The organism is Parabacteroides sp. CT06 (genome assembly GCF_002257605.1).
Taxonomy (GTDB): Bacteria; Bacteroidota; Bacteroidia; order Bacteroidales; family Tannerellaceae; genus Parabacteroides; species Parabacteroides distasonis.
In genome coordinates, this window is sequence record NZ_CP022754.1 from 1,704,908 (window position 1) to 1,720,894 (window position 15,987).

Consider the following 15,987-nt stretch of genomic DNA (forward strand, 5'->3'; position numbering starts at 1 on the left):
TAATGTATTAAGCGTTCCAATTCTCTAGTTCGTCGGCGATGGAACGTAAAAAGGCTCCCGCCAAAGCTCCGTCCACGATACGATGGTCGTAGGAGAGTGAGAGGTACATCTTGTGACGGATAGCGATCGTGTCTCCCTCGGGCGTCTCTACTACCGCAGGCTTCTTCTCGATATAACCGACGGCTAGGATCGCTACTTGAGGCTGATTGATGATCGGGGTGCCGAACAGACTCTTGAAGGTTCCGAAATTCGTAATCGTGAACGTTCCGCCTTGGATGCTATCCGGGGCGAGCTTATTCTCACGGGCTTTAGCCGCCAAGGTATCTATTTGTGAGGCGAGGCCACTTAGGTTCAGCTTATCGGCATCGTGTATAACCGGGACAATTAAATTTCCGTCGTTTAAGGAAACCGCTATACCTATATTAATAGGCTTCTTTAGGATGATATTGTAACCGTCCACAGATGAATTTACTAATGGATAGGCTTTCAACGCTTTGGCGGTCGCTTCGGTAATAGCCGGCATATAAGTTAGGTTGATGCCTTCTTGCTTGAAGAATTGATCCTTCACTTTTTTACGCCAGTTAACCAGTCGGGTCACGTCTACCTCGATAACCGACGTCACATGCGGAGATACTTTTTTCGATAATACCATATGGTCCGCAATGATCTTACGTACACGATCCATTTCTCTCACCTCGTCTCCTTGAGCGAGTGGAGCGGATGGAGTGGCCGCTGTCATAGGCATGGAAGGAGCGGTCGGCGGCGCTACCGTAATTATCGGCGTGCTCGTAGCCGTTTGCTGCATGGAAGAAACAGGAGCCTGTTTCGGTTTCGGCATTTCCGTACCTTTATTTTTGTGATCGATATACGTTTGAATATCTTTCTTACTGAGACGTCCCAGATATCCGGTACCCGGAATATGATCCAGTTCATCTTGCGATACACCGGCAGCTTTCGCTAATTGCAATACTACGGGAGAATACCAACGATCTTCCTCTTGGGAATTCTTTGATAATTCCTCTGAGGCGGGAGCGGGGACTTGTTCTTTCGGTTGAGTAGCCTCCGAGGTTTCCGGCTGAGCTCCGTTATCCTCTCCTTCACCTTCGATCTCAAGGATCGCTACGACTGTACCGACCGCTACGGTGTCTCCCTCATTAAAAAGAAGTTGTTTTACTTTTCCCTCAACGGGGGATGGAATCTCAGCGCTTACTTTCGCTGTGCTTACTTCGAAAAGGACATCATCTTCCTCTACGGTATCACCTACCTTTACCGACCATGAGATGATGGTTCCTTCTGTAATACTTTCGCCCAACTTAGGCATCTTTATCTCAAATGTAGCCATATTTTGATTTTTTAATTACTGTCATATAGTGGGAGACGGGGCGTACCCCGTCTCTACAAACGGTATATAATAAGAACAAAGATTAAGAAGGTAAGTTTCTGTATTATAGTGTATAAGTGTTAAAGTTCCAGCTGGCTGTAGCATATTTCTGCTCTTTAAGCCTATAGATGGCTTCCAAGTCTGCTTGCGTGAAGGAATAATCCTGTATGCCCGGATTATTGATCGTGAAATAATAAAGAAGCGCTTTCTTAAAATGCTGGATGGAGATAGATGCCGGAAGATGAGCGCTGATATTCGTGACCGGACTCCGTACAGATTTAACGAATGTCGATCGTTTGCCTCCTGTTTTCTCTGGTGTTTGACGGGATGTACTTTTCAAGGAGGTGACGAGCCTATCCAGATCGGTGGAAAACAATAAGGTAGCATGGTGCATATACCGATTCTTATGGATACTCTGTGCGCTACCCGATATTTTAAATCCTCCGATAGTTAGTCCTTTCCGTTCATCCATCTCGACATGTACTCCCAATGTCTTGAGAAAATTCATGATCTGGATGGTATATTTGTCGGTCTGCATAATCTGGCCGGTCTCTATAAATGTAAGATTCAGGTTTCCCGGATCATGGTAAACGGCACCACCACCGGAAAACCTGCGTGCTATCTTGATTTGTTGGTCTTGTACGAATTTGAGATTTACCTCGGCCCATACATCCTGATGCTTACCGATCACGATTGATGGTTCATTCTGCCAAAGCATGAAAATATTCTCTTTGAAATTCTTGAGCAGATACTCTTCGGCGGCCAAATTGAAGTATGGATCCGTTTGTGTATTGTGAATGCAAAGCATCAGGAAACTGTTTTAGTTAGGCGTTTTATTAGATATATAAACTTTCGTGGAGGATCTCACTGACTGTCGGATGCGGGAAAATATTTTTCTTAAATTCATCGACTGTATAACCATTCTCGACAGCGATTCCGGCGGTGACGATAATCTCGGATGCCGGATTCCCTAGTAGATGGCAACCGATGATACGATCCTCGTCGTCCGTGATCAGTTTACATAAACCATTACCATTCTCGTTCTCTGCGACGAAACGTCCGGAATAGGTCATCGGGATCTTTTGAACACGGAAACTTTCCCCATTCGCTACCAATTCCTCTTCTGTCTTACCCACGCTCGCCAATTCCGGATTCGTATAAACTACCGCCGGAATGGCTTTATAGCTCATCTCGTCCGGTATGCCTAGGATATGGTGTATGGCAACTTCCGCTTCCCGGTAAGCCGTATGTGCCAGCAGGGAAAAACCGGTAATATCTCCAGCCGCATATACATGTGGATGGGAAGTCAGCATATGTTCGTTTACCTTTATACCGGCCCCTTGTATTTCGATCGCTAGATTTTCTAGTCCCAGACTCTTTGTAATCGGACGGCGGCCCACGCTCACCAATATTTTATCGGCTTCAATCGTGTCTGCCTTGCCGTTTTTCTCAACAAAGACTTTCTCTGCGGATACCTCTGTAACTTTGGTATTCAAGAAAAACTCTACGCCTTTTTTCTTATACTCGGATCGAAGCATCGCTGAGGTTTCTTTATCCATATTCCCTAATATCTCGGGTAGCATCTCGATTACCTTCACCTTTACGCCCATACTGTTAAAGAATGAGGCGAACTCCATTCCGATCACGCCACCACCGATAATCGCTAACGATTTTGGCAAATCGTTGAGATCAAGGGCTTCCCGGGAAGTCCAATACTTGACCTCAGATAATCCTTTGATAGGAGGGATCACGGTTTCAGAGCCTGTACATACTAACACATTCTTCACTAAATACTCTTTTCCATCACAGTGAATCCGTATATTTCCAAACTCCTCTCCGGTGATTCGTGCCTCTCCTTCTACGATGGTGACGCCGTTACCCGTAAGCCGGGCTTTTACCCCGAGCGTAAGTTTACGGACGGTCTTGTTCTTCCGGTCGATAATCTTTGCCAAGTCGAAACTTGGGTCTTTCATCGCCACTATACCATATTTGGAGGCACTTTTGATACTGTCTAGTATCTTGGCGGAGTATAAAAGAGTTTTTGTCGGGATACATCCCTCGTTTAGGCAGACGCCACCGATAGCGTTCTTCTCGAAAAGGATCGTTTTTAATCCATTCTCCGAAGCCCTTTCGGCGGCGGTGTAACCCGCAGGTCCACCGCCTATGATTGCTATGTCATATTCCATATACATTAATTATAATTATTTGAATACTAAAATTCGTTCCTCTAATGGGGCGAATTGTTTTTCTCCCGGTTCTTGCGTAGAGGTACCGAACGGCATCTCGGCGATCAGTTTCCAGTTCGGATTGATATGCCATTGTTTAGCGACCGCCTCGTCGATCAACGGGTTGTAATGTTGCAGAGAAGCGCCGAAACCGGCGTCTTCCAGCATAGTCCATATCGCGAGTTGATGCATAGCCGATGTCTGTTGGGACCATACCGGGAAATTATCTTTATAAGAAGGGAATTGCTTCTGCAAGCCTTCTACTACCGCCGTATCCTCGAAAAAGAGGACCGTGCCATAGCCAGCCTCGAAAGAATTATCTATCTTTGCCTCGGTAGCCTTATAGGCTTCGGCGGGGACGATTTTACGAAGCGTGTCTTTTACGATTTCCCAAAGCTTCTTGTGGCTTTCACCCAGTAGCAGTACGATTCTCGTAGACTGCGAATTGAATGCGGAGGGAACGTGAGTGACCGCTGTCTTAATAATCTCATGAATCTCGTTGTCGGAAATGGGAGAGTTGTTACCTATTCCATAATGTGTCCGGCGATGCTGGATCGCTTCTTTAAAACTTCTTGCCATAATGAATATCATGTTATGTTGTTATATACCTATAACTAATTTAAGACATGATTTGTTGAGGAAAAAATATTTGAGAATTCTTGCGGATAAATCAAAATAATTCTTACCTTTGCACCCTGTAAAGATAAGACTCTATTAGAATCTTCGTTTTTGTTCATGATGCTAGTTCAGAAAGGGAAGACACATAGCAGGAGTTGACTTAAATTTCGTATAATTTAAAAGAACAGATTAGAAATGTCTAAAATTTGTCAAATTACTGGAAAGAGAGCAATGGTTGGAAACAACGTTTCTCACTCAAAGAGAAGAACGAAACGTAAGTTCAATGTCAACCTGTTTACGAAGAAGTTCTACTGGGTAGAGCAGGATTGCTGGGTTAGCTTGAATATATCTGCGGCTGGCTTACGTACAATCAATAAGTTAGGTTTGGATGCGGCTATCAAGATGGCGGCTGAAAAAGGTTATTTGAACGCATAATTTGTGGAGGATATAGAAAATGGCAAAAAAAGCAAAAGGAAATAGAGTACAGGTAATCCTTGAGTGTACAGAGCACAAGGAAAGTGGAATGCCGGGTATGTCTCGCTATATCACTACGAAGAATAGAAAGAATACTACTCAGAGATTGGAATTGATGAAATACAATCCGGTTTTGAAGAAGATGACGTTACACAAAGAAATTAAGTAATAGGAGATTTTAAACGATGGCAAAAAAAGCAGTTGCAACATTTAAGAAAGGTGACGGTCGTACTTATTCCAAAGTGATTAAAATGGTTAAGTCTCCGAAAACAGGTGCATACATCTTCCAAGAAGAAATGATCCCTAACGAAGCAGTAAAAGATTATTTCGCTAAATAATAAATTAGCGAATTAAAAGAATATAAGAGGCTTCTCTCCGATAAAGCGGAGGGGAGCTTTTTTTATGCCCTAAACTTTTGAAAGTATAGTTGGTTACAAACAAAATATTTTCTTAATTTTGTTGGGTTAATTTGTAGAGACAGGGCATGCCCCGTCTCTTCCCATCCAAATGGTAGTTTGTATGAAATAATAATATAACAAGATAAAATAATTAAAGCTATGAGATTCGATGTATCCAGCACTGCGCTATTATCACGTTTACAGTCTATAAGCAAGGTTATCGCTTCCAAGAACTCTTTACCGATTCTGGACAGCTTCCTTTTTAACCTAGAAGGAAATACGCTTACGGTGACAGCTTCCGATGCCGAGACCCGGTTGGTGACTTCCGTAGACGTCATGAATGCCCAAGGTGCCGGACTCTTTGCGGTTTCCGCCAAGATATTGCTCGATCCGCTGAAAGAGCTTCCCGAACAACCGCTTACTTTTGATATCAATGATGAGAATTTGGAGATTTTCATTCATTTCCAGAATGGAAAGTATAATTTTATCGGTCAGAAAGGGGACACATATCCGCAGCAGAAGCCGTTGAATGATAACGCTATCTCTATCTCGATGGATGCCCAGATGCTGTTAAACGGCATCAGTCGTTCCTTGTTCGCCACAGCCGATGATGAGCTTCGCCCTGTAATGAATGGTGTCTATTTCGATATCCATACGGATGATTTGACGTTCGTGGCATCAGACGGACATAAATTGGTTCGCTTGCGTAACTTGGCGGTGAAATCCCCGGAACGGGCTTCTTTCATTTTGCCGAAGAAGCCGGCTAATTTATTGAAGAATTTGTTGGCGAAGGAGTCGGAGCAAGTATTGATTAAGTTTGATGATAACAATGCGTATATTACTTGCACGAACTTCGAGATGGTTTGTCGTTTGATCGAGGGGCGTTACCCGAACTATAATAGTGTGATTCCTCAAGAAAACCCGTTTAAGGTAACGATCGATCGTATCTCTTTCTTGAATGCTTTAAAGCGTGTTTCTGTCTTTTCTAATCCGGCGAGCAGCTTGGTGAAGTTGCACTTGAAGGATAGCTTGATTACGGTTTCCGCCCAAGATATCGATTTCTCCACTTCTGCGGAAGAGCGTATTGTTTGTCAGTTTGACGGGACGGAGTTAAGCATCGGTTTTAAGGCTACATATCTGATCGAGATCCTTGGAAATATCAGCTCGGAAGAGGTTGTATTAGAATTAGCGGACCCTTCACGTGCCGGCTTGATCGTTCCTTCTGAGAATGATGAGGACGAGGACTTGCTCATGTTGCTGATGCCGATGATGTTGAATGACTAATAAATAAATAATGCAGTTAAACTTAAGGAACCCGCTGGTCTTTTTTGATTTAGAGACCACGGGTATAAATATCGTAAAGGACCGTATCGTAGAGATTTCCTACGTGAAGGTCTTCCCAAATGGGAAAGAAGAAACGAAGACACGCCGGATAAATCCCGGTATGCCTATTCCCCCCGAATCTACCGCTATTCATGGCATAACCGATGAAGATGTAAAAGATTGTCCGACCTTTAAGGAGATCGCTAAATCTTTGGCAACCCAGATCGAGGGTTGTGATTTGGCCGGATATAATTCCAACCGTTTTGATATACCCATGCTTGCCGAGGAGTTTCTGCGTGCGGGTGTGGATATCGATTTGAACCGGCGCAAATTTATCGATGTACAGACGATTTTCCATAAGATGGAGCAACGTACGTTATCTGCCGCTTATAAATTCTATTGCAATAAAAGCTTGGAGAACGCTCATACGGCTGAGGCTGATACGTTGGCTACATATGAGGTGTTGAAAGCGCAGCTGGATCGCTATCCGGATTTGAAGAATGACGTTGCTTTCCTTTCCCAATATTCCTGCTACTCGAATAATGTGGATTTCGCCGGACGTATGGTTTACAACGATAAAGGCGAGGAGGTTATTAACTTCGGTAAGTATAAAGGCCGTTTGGTAACGGAGATCTTGAAGTCGGATCCGGGTTATTATTCTTGGATCATGAATGGCGATTTCCCGTTGAATACGAAGAAAATGTTGACAGAGATCCGTTTGAGAGACTTTAATTCAAAATAAGGCGATGAATAATTTTGAGTTTTGCAATCCTGTAAAGGTTGTGTTCGGCAAAGGAAGTATTGCCCGTTTGTCTGCGTTACTTCCAGAAGGAAGTAAGGTTCTGGTGGTATACGGTGGCGGTAGCATTAAGAAAAATGGCATTTATGAGCAGGTGACGGCAGCTTTGAAAGACTTCCATACCTATGAGTTTGGTGGTATTGAGGCGAATCCCCGTTATGAGACTTGTATGAAGGCTGTTGAGTTGGTGAAGGGGGAGAATATCGATTTCTTGCTGGCGGTAGGCGGCGGATCAGTGATCGACGCTACGAAATTTATCGCTTCGGCTACGTTTTTCGAGGGAGATCCTTGGGATATCTTGTCGAAAGGTGGCGTGATAAAGAAAGCGCTTCCTTTAGGAGTAGTGCTGACTTTGGCCGCTACCGGTTCGGAAATGAATGAACGGGCGGTAATTTCCCGGGAATCTGTCCATGAGAAATTAAATTTCATGTCTCCGTTGGTGTTCCCTAAGTTCGCTATCTTAGATCCGCAGGTAACTTATTCTTTACCTGAGCGACAGGTGGCTAACGGTGTCGTTGACTCGTTTATCCATGTGGTCGAGCAATACCTGACTTATCCGGTGAACGCTAAGGTTCAAGATTATTTTGCCGAGGGATTGATGAAGACAATTGTGGAAGAAGGCCGCAAGGTCTTGCAAAATCCGAATGATTATGATATTCGTGCTAATTTGATGTGGGCGGCTACGAATGCCTTGAACTGTTGGATCGGCCAAGGAGTACCCCAAGACTGGTCCTCACACCGTATGGGATATGCATTGACGGCGCAGTTCGGCTTGGATCATGCCCAGACTTTGGCGGTTATCTTGCCGGGTGTCATGACCTATATGCGTAAGGAGAAAGCGGCGAAACTGATCCGGATGGGAGAGGTCATATTTGGTATTACCGAAGGATCTGCCGATGAAAAGGCGCAAAAGTCAATAGAGGCTACGGAAGATTTTTTCCATTTCATGGGATTAAAGACCCGTCTTTCCGACTATGGGATCAAGGAGTCCGACTTGGATGCTTTGGTGGAACCTATCGATCGAATGGGATGGAAACTTGGCGAATATGGCAATATAAACTCAAAAGTAGCCAAAGAGATTCTTTTGTTGAGGTTGTAGAGACGCAACGTGCTACGTCTCTACTGGCAAAGATAAATTGATTCGATATATGATATTGAAAGATAAACATATTATATTAGGGATTACGGGGAGTATAGCCGCATACAAAGCCGCTTATATCATCCGGGGATTGGTGAAAAAAGGAGCCGAGGTACAAGTGGTTATCACGCCGGCGGGAAAAGAGTTTATCACTCCGCTTACGTTATCGACGTTGAGTAGCCACCCTGTAATCAGCGAGTTTTTTTCCAATAGGGATGGTACATGGAATAGTCATGTGGATCTGGGGCTTTGGGCGGATGCCATGTTGATTGCTCCGGCTACCGCTTCCACGATCGGTAAGATGGCGAACGGAATCGCCGATAATATGCTGATAACTACTTATCTTTCTTGTAAAGCCCCTGTATTCGTGGCTCCGGCCATGGATTTGGATATGTTCGCTCATCCGAGTACCCAACAGAATCTGGAGCGCTTGCGTTCATTCGGTAACCGGATTATCGAACCTGCCGAGGGGGAATTGGCGAGCCATTTGGTTGGTAAAGGCCGGATGGAAGAACCCGATAAGATTATCGAGGTTTTGGAAGACTTCTTTTCCGCTCAAAAAGATCTTGAAAAAAAAAAGATCTTAATAACAGCAGGTCCGACATATGAAAAGATAGATCCCGTACGTTTTATAGGTAATTACTCTTCCGGTAAGATGGGGTTCGCTTTAGCGGAAGCTTGTGCGGAGAGAGGGGCGGAGGTGACCTTGGTCGCTGGCCCAGTCTCTTTAAAAACACATCATCCAGCTATTAAACGAATCGATGTTGAGTCTGCCGGGGAAATGTACCAAGCGGCGATGACCGCATTCCCGAGTAGCGATGCTGCCATATTATGTGCCGCTGTCGCCGATTACCGTCCGGAGAATGCTTCCGAGCAGAAGATCAAACGGGAAACGGAGAGAGAGATGACGCTTCATTTGGTTCCGAACCCGGATATCGCCGCCTCTTTGGGTGCGATCAAGCGGGAAGGACAGGTCATGGTGGGGTTCGCCTTGGAGACGAACGACGAGGCTACTCATGCCGAAGGTAAACTGAAGAGGAAGAATCTCGATTTCATCGTCTTGAATTCTTTACGAGACCAAGGTGCCGGTTTCCGTTGCGATACCAATAAGATCACGATTATCGACAATGCCGGAGGAGTAACGAGCTATCCGCTCAAAACGAAGCGGGAGGTAGCCTGTGATATCGTAAATAAGTTGGTAACATTATTGAAATGAGAAAAGTAAGAAGACTGTTTTATCTATTCATGCTTTGCGCCGCTCCTTTTTGTGGGAAGGCGCAAGAGTTGAACGCCCGTATCACGGTGAACGGAGACAAAATTGCGACCGCTAACAAGCAAATCTTCACGACCTTACAGAACTCCTTGACTGAGTTCGTGAATAACCGGAAATGGACGGATGCCACGTTTGCCGTCAATGAGAAGATCGATTGTACGATGACGATTATCGTGAATGAATTGGATGAGACGAACTTCAAGAGCGAGATCCAGATACAAGCCCGCCGTCCGGTCTATAATTCCAGTTATACAACTACTCTTCTGAATTTCAGGGATCAACAGTTGGATTTTGAGTATACGGAGGGCGAGCCGTTGGACTATAACTCAAATACGCTGACCAGCAATCTTACGGCCACTATCGTGTTTTACGTCTATGTGATCTTGGGGCTTGATTTCGATAGTTTCGCTCCGAAAGGTGGAACTACCTATATACAACAAGCCCAGCAAATCGTGAACATGGCCCAGTCTGAGATGTCGTGGACGGGCTGGAAAGCTTTTGATAGCAACCAGAACCGCCATGCCGTAGCGACGGCTTTGCAAGATAACGCATCCGACGCTTTCCGGGAAATGTGGTACACGTATCACCGGAAAGGACTCGATGAAATGGCAGCAAATCCGGATCGTGGACGTACGACGATCATTAGTGCGCTTCCCGCCTTGCAGGAAGTAAAGAAAGCCCGGCCTACCTCTGTGCTTCTACAAATGTTCGCCGACGCTAAATTAGATGAGATTATCGCAATTTATTCGAAAGCGACCACACAAGAGCGGCAAGAGGGCTATAAGATGCTGTTCGAGATCTATCCGGCACAATCCACTCGCTTGGAAGAGCTTCAAAAACCAGTAAGGTAAAATAGTTATGTTGAAATCCTTATTTATACAGAACTTTGTCTTGATAGACAATTTGGATATCCGCTTTGATAAAGGCTTCTCGGTGATAACGGGTGAGACCGGAGCGGGAAAATCAATTATATTAGGAGCCTTGTCTTTGGTGCTGGGACAGCGTGCGGATGGCAAGAGTATAAAGAAAGGTTCGGATAAATGTGTGATCGAGGCCGTATTTGATGTCTCAAAATATCAGTTGGAGCCTTTCTTCCTAAGTAACGACCTTGAGTACGACGCGGATAGCTGTATCTTGCGTCGGGAACTTTATGCCTCCGGCAAATCCCGTGCCTTCGTCAATGATTCTCCGGTTTCCCTTACGATCTTAAAAGAGTTGGGAAGCCGCTTGATTGATATCCATTCGCAGCATCAGAACCTATTGTTGGGCGACAACCGTTTCCAGCTGAAAGTGATCGATGTAATGGCCGAAAATGAGATCTTGCTCATTCTTTATAAGAAGGAATTTACTCGTTATCAGGCGTTGCGAAGGGAACTGAAAGATTTGAGGGACAAAGCGGCTCAAAGCAAGCAGGAGGAGGACTATATCCGTTTTCAATTGGAACAATTGGACGAAGCCAACCTTCAACCGGATGAGCAGGATGAGTTGGAGCAAGAGCAAGAAACTCTCTCGCATGCGGAGGAGATCAAAAGCTCTTTATATAAGGTAACCGAACTCTTGGACGGCGAGGAGCAAGGAGCCATCCAAATACTCAAGGAAGCCCTTTCCACCGTGGATTCCTTAGAAAGATATTTCCCGAAAGCCAAGGAAATCTCCGAGCGAATCCGCTCGGCTTATATCGACTTGAATGATCTGGCTTCCGAGACAGACGTTTTAAAGGAAGATGTAGAGTTCAACCCAGAACGATTGGAATGGGTGAATGAACGCTTGAATACCCTTTATACGCTCCAGCAAAAACACCGTGTCTCCACCGTGGATGAATTGATCGCTATACGGGATCAATACCAAGAGCAATTGCGTGCGATCGATTCTTTCGATGAGCAAATCGGTTTGTTAGAGAGTCAATTGGATGCCTCGTATAAAGAGTTGCTTCAACAGGCCTCCGTGCTTAGCGAGCAGCGTAAAGTCGCTTCCACGGCGATGGCCTCGCAATTGGTCAAGATGATTATTCCGTTGGGGATGCCGAATACCCGTTTCCGTGTGGACATCCTTCCTCGCAAAGAGCCGGAGAGCGATGGAATGGACGATATCCGATTTATGTTCTCCGCCAATAAGAGTGCGGAATTGCAGCCGGTAGCCCAAACCGCTTCCGGAGGTGAGATCTCCCGGTTGATGCTCTGCATTAAGGCTATGATTGCCGGGTTCACCGCTTTACCTACTATTATCTTTGATGAGGTAGATACGGGGGTATCGGGTGATATCGCCGATAAAATGGGGGATATCATGCAAGAACTCGGAACAAAGATGCAAGTTTTCGCTATCACTCACTTACCTCAGATAGCGGCGAAGGGGCAAGCTCATTATTTTGTTTATAAGAAGGATACCAAAGACCGTACGCTGACCCGTATCAAGCAATTAGAGGGGGAGGAACGTGTGAACGAGGTGGCCCGTATGTTGAGCGGAGCCTCGTTGACAGAGGCTTCTCTTGCCAATGCGAAAGATTTGTTGGGTATCAAGGATTAAACCTTTCTGAAGTAGGGCAGTCTTAGATAAAAGAACAAACGATTCGCTTTATTATTAACTTAAAATTGAAAAGACATGAAACGATTCAGCTTACTATGTGTGTTGGCTATATTGTGCAGTTTACCCGCTTACAGCCAGTTTTGGATCAGTTTTGGGTGGAATGAACCGCATTGTCAAAATTGTCTTTGGATGGAGCAAGCGATGCATTTGCCCGCTCGCCAAGCAGCGGAATACCATAAGATCATCCATAAGTACGGACAGAAAATAGAGAAGGAGGCCCGCCGTGACTATCGGTATTGGGACCGGGCAGCTCGTCGTATTTACGATTTGCGCATGGAAAGGGATCGTAAGATCCAACGTATATTGACTCCAGCCCAGTTCAATCTATATGTCCGTTTTGTAAGGGAGCATCCGCAACGTATCCATGATTATCGGGGATGGTATGCGAATCCGAGATATCCGGATCGCCGCCCGTCCCATGACTGCCGTCGATATGAGGATAACTATTGGAATTACCGCTGGGGTACCATTCACCATGACAATCATTGGAGAGACGACCGGCATGACTCAGATAGACATTGGGATCGTGACAACCATCGTCATGACTATCGGAAACCAGCGAAACCGGATAAGCCCAAACCTAAAAAGAATAAGAAGGATCGGGACGATAGAAAAGAACGGTATTATAGCAATGGGCGAAAGGTCTAATAATTCAACCATAGCTTGAAAGAGGCCCATTTTTCTTTGCTGACCAATATTTTCTCTTTATGTTCCGGCTTTATGTGGACAATGACCTTATTCTGAAAATAGGGCTCTATTTTCACGATGGATTCGATATTTATGATCGTCTGCCGGTTCGTCCGGAAAAATTTATCGGGATCTAATTGTTCCATGAGTTTATCCAGCGGGAAATCGATTATGTACTCCTTGTTTTGGCGTGTGACAGCGAAGGTGATCTTGTTTAATGAATAAAAGTGGGCGATATCCTCCACCTGTAAAGTGATCAGTTTCTCGTTGCCGGAAATAAGGAAACGGGTCCTGTATTTCTTGCCGGGATACGTGAGGGAATGGAGTACTTCCAATAAATCATTTTGCTCTAAGAGCTTCTGGTTGTACTTAGACGTGACATGCTCGAATTTTTGGATGGCTTCCTCCAATCTCTCTTGTCGTATCGGTTTGAGTAGATAATCAATACTGTTTACCGTAAAGGCCCGGACTGCATATTCATCGTAAGCGGTCGTAAAGATAATGAGACTTGTAGGACAAGCCTGTTCTATAAATAAAAAAGAATTTCCATCCGACAACTGGATATCCAGAAAAACGATATCCGGATGCGGATGGGAAGCGAACCAAGCCACGGATGATTCGATGCTTCCGGGTATCTTGATGATATCCCATTGCGGGCGTAATTTCTTTATCATACCTTCCAGTAACCGGGCGGCCGGTTTCTCATCTTCGATAATGGCTACTTGGATATTATTCATAAATAAGTGGGATTGATACGGTGAATTGGTGATCATTTTTTCGGATCTGGATATCCTGCTTACATAGTAATTGATAACGCTCCGACAAATTCTTTAATCCTTTACCGGATGCGTTTGAGACTTTTTTAGGCCGTAATGTATTGCTGACGCATAGATATCGACTGTTCCTTTCAGTATATACCCGTATGGTCATCGGGTTAAAATCGTCGATATAATTATGTTTCACGACATTCTCGGCTAGTAGTTGCAGTGTCAGAGGGGGCAATTGATGGTCAATGACGTTGTCGGGAAGATCGCGTTCCAACGACAAACAATCTCCCAGCCGGACTTGATGGAGGAATATATAGGAATCCAGAAAATCAAGCTCCTCTTTTAAAGAGACGATCTGGCACTGTTGCTGGCGGAGCACGTAACGGTATACCTCGGATAGATGCTGCGTAAACTTGACCGCCGTAGCCGGATCATACTCTATCTCTGCTATCAATGTATTCAAGCTATTGAATAGGAAATGAGGATTTAGCTGGCTTTGGAGAGCGGTATATTTAGCTTGTATAGATTCTGCTTCCAATCTTTGTTTCTCCTTATATAAATTCAATGTATAACGCATCGAATAATTAATCAAGAGAAGGCTGAAAATGATCATCTCCACGAACCAGACGGCTATTACCAAACCGGCCCCTTTTGCCCGGATCACGAAAGGATCGCCAATGCTTGTGATCCATTTCAACGAGATAAACAGGGTACAATTCATAAGTAGCAATAGGATCGCTACCAGCAGATAATGCCATAACATCCGGCTTTTATCGATATAATATAATGGATAGTTGGTAGCCATCCAATGGCTGCTGACCAGTAAACTGAAACCGAACAAGTTGAATACCGCTATCGTGATGGACAAAGCGATCAATGAGATCTTTATATCGGGGATGCGCTCTTGTAGCTCCGTATGATATAACAGCAAGAAATAGGAAAAGACCCCTAATGCCGAAAACAAAAGGATACATGCCGATTTCCCGTATGATATTTCTTTCATGACCTATTCTTTTTCGCGAAGATAATAAATTGCCCGTTCGAAATCCGTCTTCGCCATCTGTGCGTTTAGTTTGGATTGTATATAATTAACCTGAGCTTGCTGATGATATAATTGAGCGTTGATAACCTCGACGATGGAAACATTCCCCTCCTTATAACGCTCCATGGCCATTTGCTCACTTTCGGATGCTTTTGATAATGAGCTCTCGGTTAGTTCGACTTTATCGATAGCTTGTTTATAGTTGTAATGGGCGGTTTGTATTTCCAGCCGGATCTTATCTTGCGTCTTGCTGAGATTCTGTTGAGCCATATTGATGGCGTACGAGGAAGCGTTGCGGGTACTCTTACGTTTTCCCCATTCGAAGAGCGGGATACTGAGCTTGGCGTAGATCGCATAGTTCGGATCTAGGTCGGATTTGAAGTTATAGCCCGGTGAGGAATAACTTCCATCTACTCCAATATGGAATTGGGGTAAGAAATGGGCATCCGCTATTTTCCGGGATGATTCCTGTAACTCGATCTTGTTTTTGGCGATCCGGTATTCCGGCCTGCTGGTTATCGCGTTATCTATCTCATCCGATAAAGGGATAAATTGTTTGAGGGCGATTACGGAATGATCGATCGGCAAGGTATCGCTCGGGTTTACACCAGCGAAAGAATTAAGGGCCAAACGTGCGATCTCGGCGTTATCACGAGTTTGCAATAACTGGAAATCTGCATCGTTTAGCTTTACCTCCGCCATAAGAAGATCGTTTCGATCGATGTATTCGACTTCTACCCGGTGGCGTACGACGTCCACCAGTTGCTGTATGGATGTACGAAATGCCTGTGCCACGAAAACCAGCTCGTGCTGGGCTACCGCATTCCAATAGTAGATATCGGCGTCGTGTAGGGTATTGCTTTTTATACGATCGGATTCATTGGATGCCAACTCTTTTTCTTGTCGTGCTTTTTGGTAGTTGGCACGAATGCCGCCTCCGGTATAAATCGGTTGCGAGAGGGAGAGAGTCGCCCCATATTTCAGATCTTTACCTTGAAAATAAAGGGGGGAATTCATAGATGGCAAATCAATCGATAATTCTAGCGGATTACCGGTATAATTGAAATTACCTTCCGCCGAGAGTTTCGGTTTGAAATCCGCACGGGCCGATTTGATCATTTCCTGTTTCATGGCCTCGTTGTATCCCGCTGCTTTCAAGTCTTGGTTGTATTCCAAGACTTTTTCCCTATATTGCGCTTGATAATCGCTGTTTTGTGCGATTAACGGGAAGGATAGGAAGGATAAGAGACCGCTGATAATATATACTTTGTCCATTTTT

The 15,987-nt window shown here is 44.8% G+C and carries 17 protein-coding genes; 10 read left to right on the forward strand and 7 right to left on the reverse strand.

Annotated elements, in window-relative coordinates; genetic code table 11:
• Positions 1–7 precede the first annotated feature (7 nt).
• The 4 genes from CI960_RS07395 to CI960_RS07410 all read right to left on the reverse strand — a co-directional run bounded on the left by CI960_RS07395 (position 8) and on the right by CI960_RS07410 (position 4,185).
• Positions 8–1,342 carry a dihydrolipoamide acetyltransferase family protein gene (locus CI960_RS07395; RefSeq protein ID WP_005857638.1) on the reverse strand — a complete coding sequence of 445 codons (1,335 nt, stop codon included), beginning with the start codon at positions 1,340–1,342 and terminating at the stop codon, positions 8–10.
• A 103-nt stretch (positions 1,343–1,445) separates the two neighbouring features.
• The gene (locus CI960_RS07400; protein ID WP_005857636.1) at positions 1,446–2,189 is read right to left on the reverse strand and encodes a lipoate--protein ligase family protein; all 744 of its coding nucleotides are present in this window, start codon (positions 2,187–2,189) and stop codon (positions 1,446–1,448) included.
• 28 nt (positions 2,190–2,217) lie between these two features.
• Positions 2,218–3,567 carry a dihydrolipoyl dehydrogenase gene (gene lpdA / locus CI960_RS07405; protein WP_036628945.1) on the reverse strand — a complete coding sequence of 450 codons (1,350 nt, stop codon included), beginning with the start codon at positions 3,565–3,567 and terminating at the stop codon, positions 2,218–2,220.
• A 15-nt stretch (positions 3,568–3,582) separates the two neighbouring features.
• Complete coding sequence (locus CI960_RS07410) at positions 3,583–4,185, reverse strand: nitroreductase family protein (RefSeq protein WP_005857632.1); 603 nt, start codon at positions 4,183–4,185, stop codon at positions 3,583–3,585.
• A 234-nt stretch (positions 4,186–4,419) separates the two neighbouring features.
• Here CI960_RS07410 and rpmB point away from each other — a divergent pair, with 234 nt between their 5' ends.
• The 10 genes from rpmB to CI960_RS07460 all read left to right on the forward strand — a co-directional run bounded on the left by rpmB (position 4,420) and on the right by CI960_RS07460 (position 12,860).
• Positions 4,420–4,659, forward strand: a complete 240-nt coding sequence (gene rpmB / locus CI960_RS07415; RefSeq protein WP_005857630.1) for a 50S ribosomal protein L28 — start codon at positions 4,420–4,422, stop codon at positions 4,657–4,659.
• A 19-nt stretch (positions 4,660–4,678) separates the two neighbouring features.
• The gene (gene rpmG / locus CI960_RS07420) at positions 4,679–4,867 is read left to right on the forward strand and encodes a 50S ribosomal protein L33 (RefSeq protein ID WP_005857628.1); all 189 of its coding nucleotides are present in this window, start codon (positions 4,679–4,681) and stop codon (positions 4,865–4,867) included.
• A gap of 16 nt (positions 4,868–4,883) precedes the next feature.
• Positions 4,884–5,036, forward strand: coding sequence for a DUF4295 domain-containing protein (locus CI960_RS07425; RefSeq protein WP_005638125.1), 153 nt, complete (start codon positions 4,884–4,886; stop codon positions 5,034–5,036).
• A 219-nt stretch (positions 5,037–5,255) separates the two neighbouring features.
• Positions 5,256–6,380 (forward strand): DNA polymerase III subunit beta, encoded by a 1,125-nt coding sequence (gene dnaN, locus CI960_RS07430; RefSeq protein WP_005857626.1) that lies wholly within the window; start codon positions 5,256–5,258, stop codon positions 6,378–6,380.
• A 10-nt stretch (positions 6,381–6,390) separates the two neighbouring features.
• Positions 6,391–7,161, forward strand: coding sequence for a 3'-5' exonuclease (locus CI960_RS07435; RefSeq protein ID WP_005857624.1), 771 nt, complete (start codon positions 6,391–6,393; stop codon positions 7,159–7,161).
• A gap of 4 nt (positions 7,162–7,165) precedes the next feature.
• On the forward strand, positions 7,166–8,317 hold the full coding sequence (locus CI960_RS07440) for an iron-containing alcohol dehydrogenase (RefSeq protein ID WP_005857622.1): 1,152 nt from the start codon (positions 7,166–7,168) through the stop codon (positions 8,315–8,317).
• Between the two features lie 49 nt (positions 8,318–8,366).
• Entirely contained in the window at positions 8,367–9,572 is a 1,206-nt protein-coding gene (gene coaBC / locus CI960_RS07445) for a bifunctional phosphopantothenoylcysteine decarboxylase/phosphopantothenate--cysteine ligase CoaBC (protein ID WP_005857620.1), read from the forward strand.
• On the forward strand, positions 9,569–10,480 hold the full coding sequence (locus CI960_RS07450; RefSeq protein ID WP_005857619.1) for a DUF4835 family protein: 912 nt from the start codon (positions 9,569–9,571) through the stop codon (positions 10,478–10,480). Before coaBC ends, CI960_RS07450 begins: the two co-directional genes overlap by 4 nt.
• A 7-nt stretch (positions 10,481–10,487) precedes the next feature.
• A complete protein-coding gene (gene recN, locus CI960_RS07455; protein WP_005857617.1) occupies positions 10,488–12,152 on the forward strand; it encodes a DNA repair protein RecN in 1,665 nt (554 codons plus the stop codon).
• Between the two features lie 75 nt (positions 12,153–12,227).
• A complete protein-coding gene (locus tag CI960_RS07460; RefSeq protein ID WP_005857615.1) occupies positions 12,228–12,860 on the forward strand; it encodes a hypothetical protein in 633 nt (210 codons plus the stop codon).
• Here CI960_RS07460 and CI960_RS07465 read toward each other — a convergent pair.
• Genes CI960_RS07465 through CI960_RS07475 form a run of 3 tightly spaced genes read right to left on the reverse strand, consistent with a single transcriptional unit; the run spans position 12,857 to position 15,983 of the window.
• Complete coding sequence (locus CI960_RS07465) at positions 12,857–13,636, reverse strand: LytTR family DNA-binding domain-containing protein (protein ID WP_010183331.1); 780 nt, start codon at positions 13,634–13,636, stop codon at positions 12,857–12,859. The genes CI960_RS07460 and CI960_RS07465 overlap by 4 nt on opposite strands.
• Positions 13,629–14,669 carry a sensor histidine kinase gene (locus tag CI960_RS07470; RefSeq protein WP_005857611.1) on the reverse strand — a complete coding sequence of 347 codons (1,041 nt, stop codon included), beginning with the start codon at positions 14,667–14,669 and terminating at the stop codon, positions 13,629–13,631. The genes CI960_RS07465 and CI960_RS07470 overlap by 8 nt, the downstream gene beginning before the upstream one ends.
• Before the next feature lie 3 nt (positions 14,670–14,672).
• Entirely contained in the window at positions 14,673–15,983 is a 1,311-nt protein-coding gene (locus CI960_RS07475; RefSeq protein ID WP_005857609.1) for a TolC family protein, read from the reverse strand.
• Positions 15,984–15,987 lie beyond the last annotated feature (4 nt).

Excerpts from the sequence above, each read along its gene's own strand:
- CI960_RS07440 (WP_005857622.1), top strand. The coding sequence starts at position 7,166 with ATGAATAATTTTGAGTTTTGCAATCCTGTAAAGGTTGTGTTCGGCAAA.
- CI960_RS07475 (WP_005857609.1), bottom strand. The coding sequence starts at position 15,983 with ATGGACAAAGTATATATTATCAGCGGTCTCTTATCCTTCCTATCCTTC.
- dnaN (WP_005857626.1), top strand. The coding sequence starts at position 5,256 with ATGAGATTCGATGTATCCAGCACTGCGCTATTATCACGTTTACAGTCT.
- lpdA (WP_036628945.1), bottom strand. The coding sequence starts at position 3,567 with ATGGAATATGACATAGCAATCATAGGCGGTGGACCTGCGGGTTACACC.
- recN (WP_005857617.1), top strand. The coding sequence starts at position 10,488 with ATGTTGAAATCCTTATTTATACAGAACTTTGTCTTGATAGACAATTTG.
- CI960_RS07395 (WP_005857638.1), bottom strand. The coding sequence starts at position 1,342 with ATGGCTACATTTGAGATAAAGATGCCTAAGTTGGGCGAAAGTATTACA.
- CI960_RS07460 (WP_005857615.1), top strand. The coding sequence starts at position 12,228 with ATGAAACGATTCAGCTTACTATGTGTGTTGGCTATATTGTGCAGTTTA.
- CI960_RS07400 (WP_005857636.1), bottom strand. The coding sequence starts at position 2,189 with ATGCTTTGCATTCACAATACACAAACGGATCCATACTTCAATTTGGCC.
- CI960_RS07410 (WP_005857632.1), bottom strand. The coding sequence starts at position 4,185 with ATGGCAAGAAGTTTTAAAGAAGCGATCCAGCATCGCCGGACACATTAT.
- rpmG (WP_005857628.1), top strand. The coding sequence starts at position 4,679 with ATGGCAAAAAAAGCAAAAGGAAATAGAGTACAGGTAATCCTTGAGTGT.
- coaBC (WP_005857620.1), top strand. The coding sequence starts at position 8,367 with ATGATATTGAAAGATAAACATATTATATTAGGGATTACGGGGAGTATA.
- rpmB (WP_005857630.1), top strand. The coding sequence starts at position 4,420 with ATGTCTAAAATTTGTCAAATTACTGGAAAGAGAGCAATGGTTGGAAAC.
- CI960_RS07470 (WP_005857611.1), bottom strand. The coding sequence starts at position 14,669 with ATGAAAGAAATATCATACGGGAAATCGGCATGTATCCTTTTGTTTTCG.
- CI960_RS07450 (WP_005857619.1), top strand. The coding sequence starts at position 9,569 with ATGAGAAAAGTAAGAAGACTGTTTTATCTATTCATGCTTTGCGCCGCT.
- CI960_RS07425 (WP_005638125.1), top strand. The coding sequence starts at position 4,884 with ATGGCAAAAAAAGCAGTTGCAACATTTAAGAAAGGTGACGGTCGTACT.
- CI960_RS07435 (WP_005857624.1), top strand. The coding sequence starts at position 6,391 with ATGCAGTTAAACTTAAGGAACCCGCTGGTCTTTTTTGATTTAGAGACC.
- CI960_RS07465 (WP_010183331.1), bottom strand. The coding sequence starts at position 13,636 with ATGAATAATATCCAAGTAGCCATTATCGAAGATGAGAAACCGGCCGCC.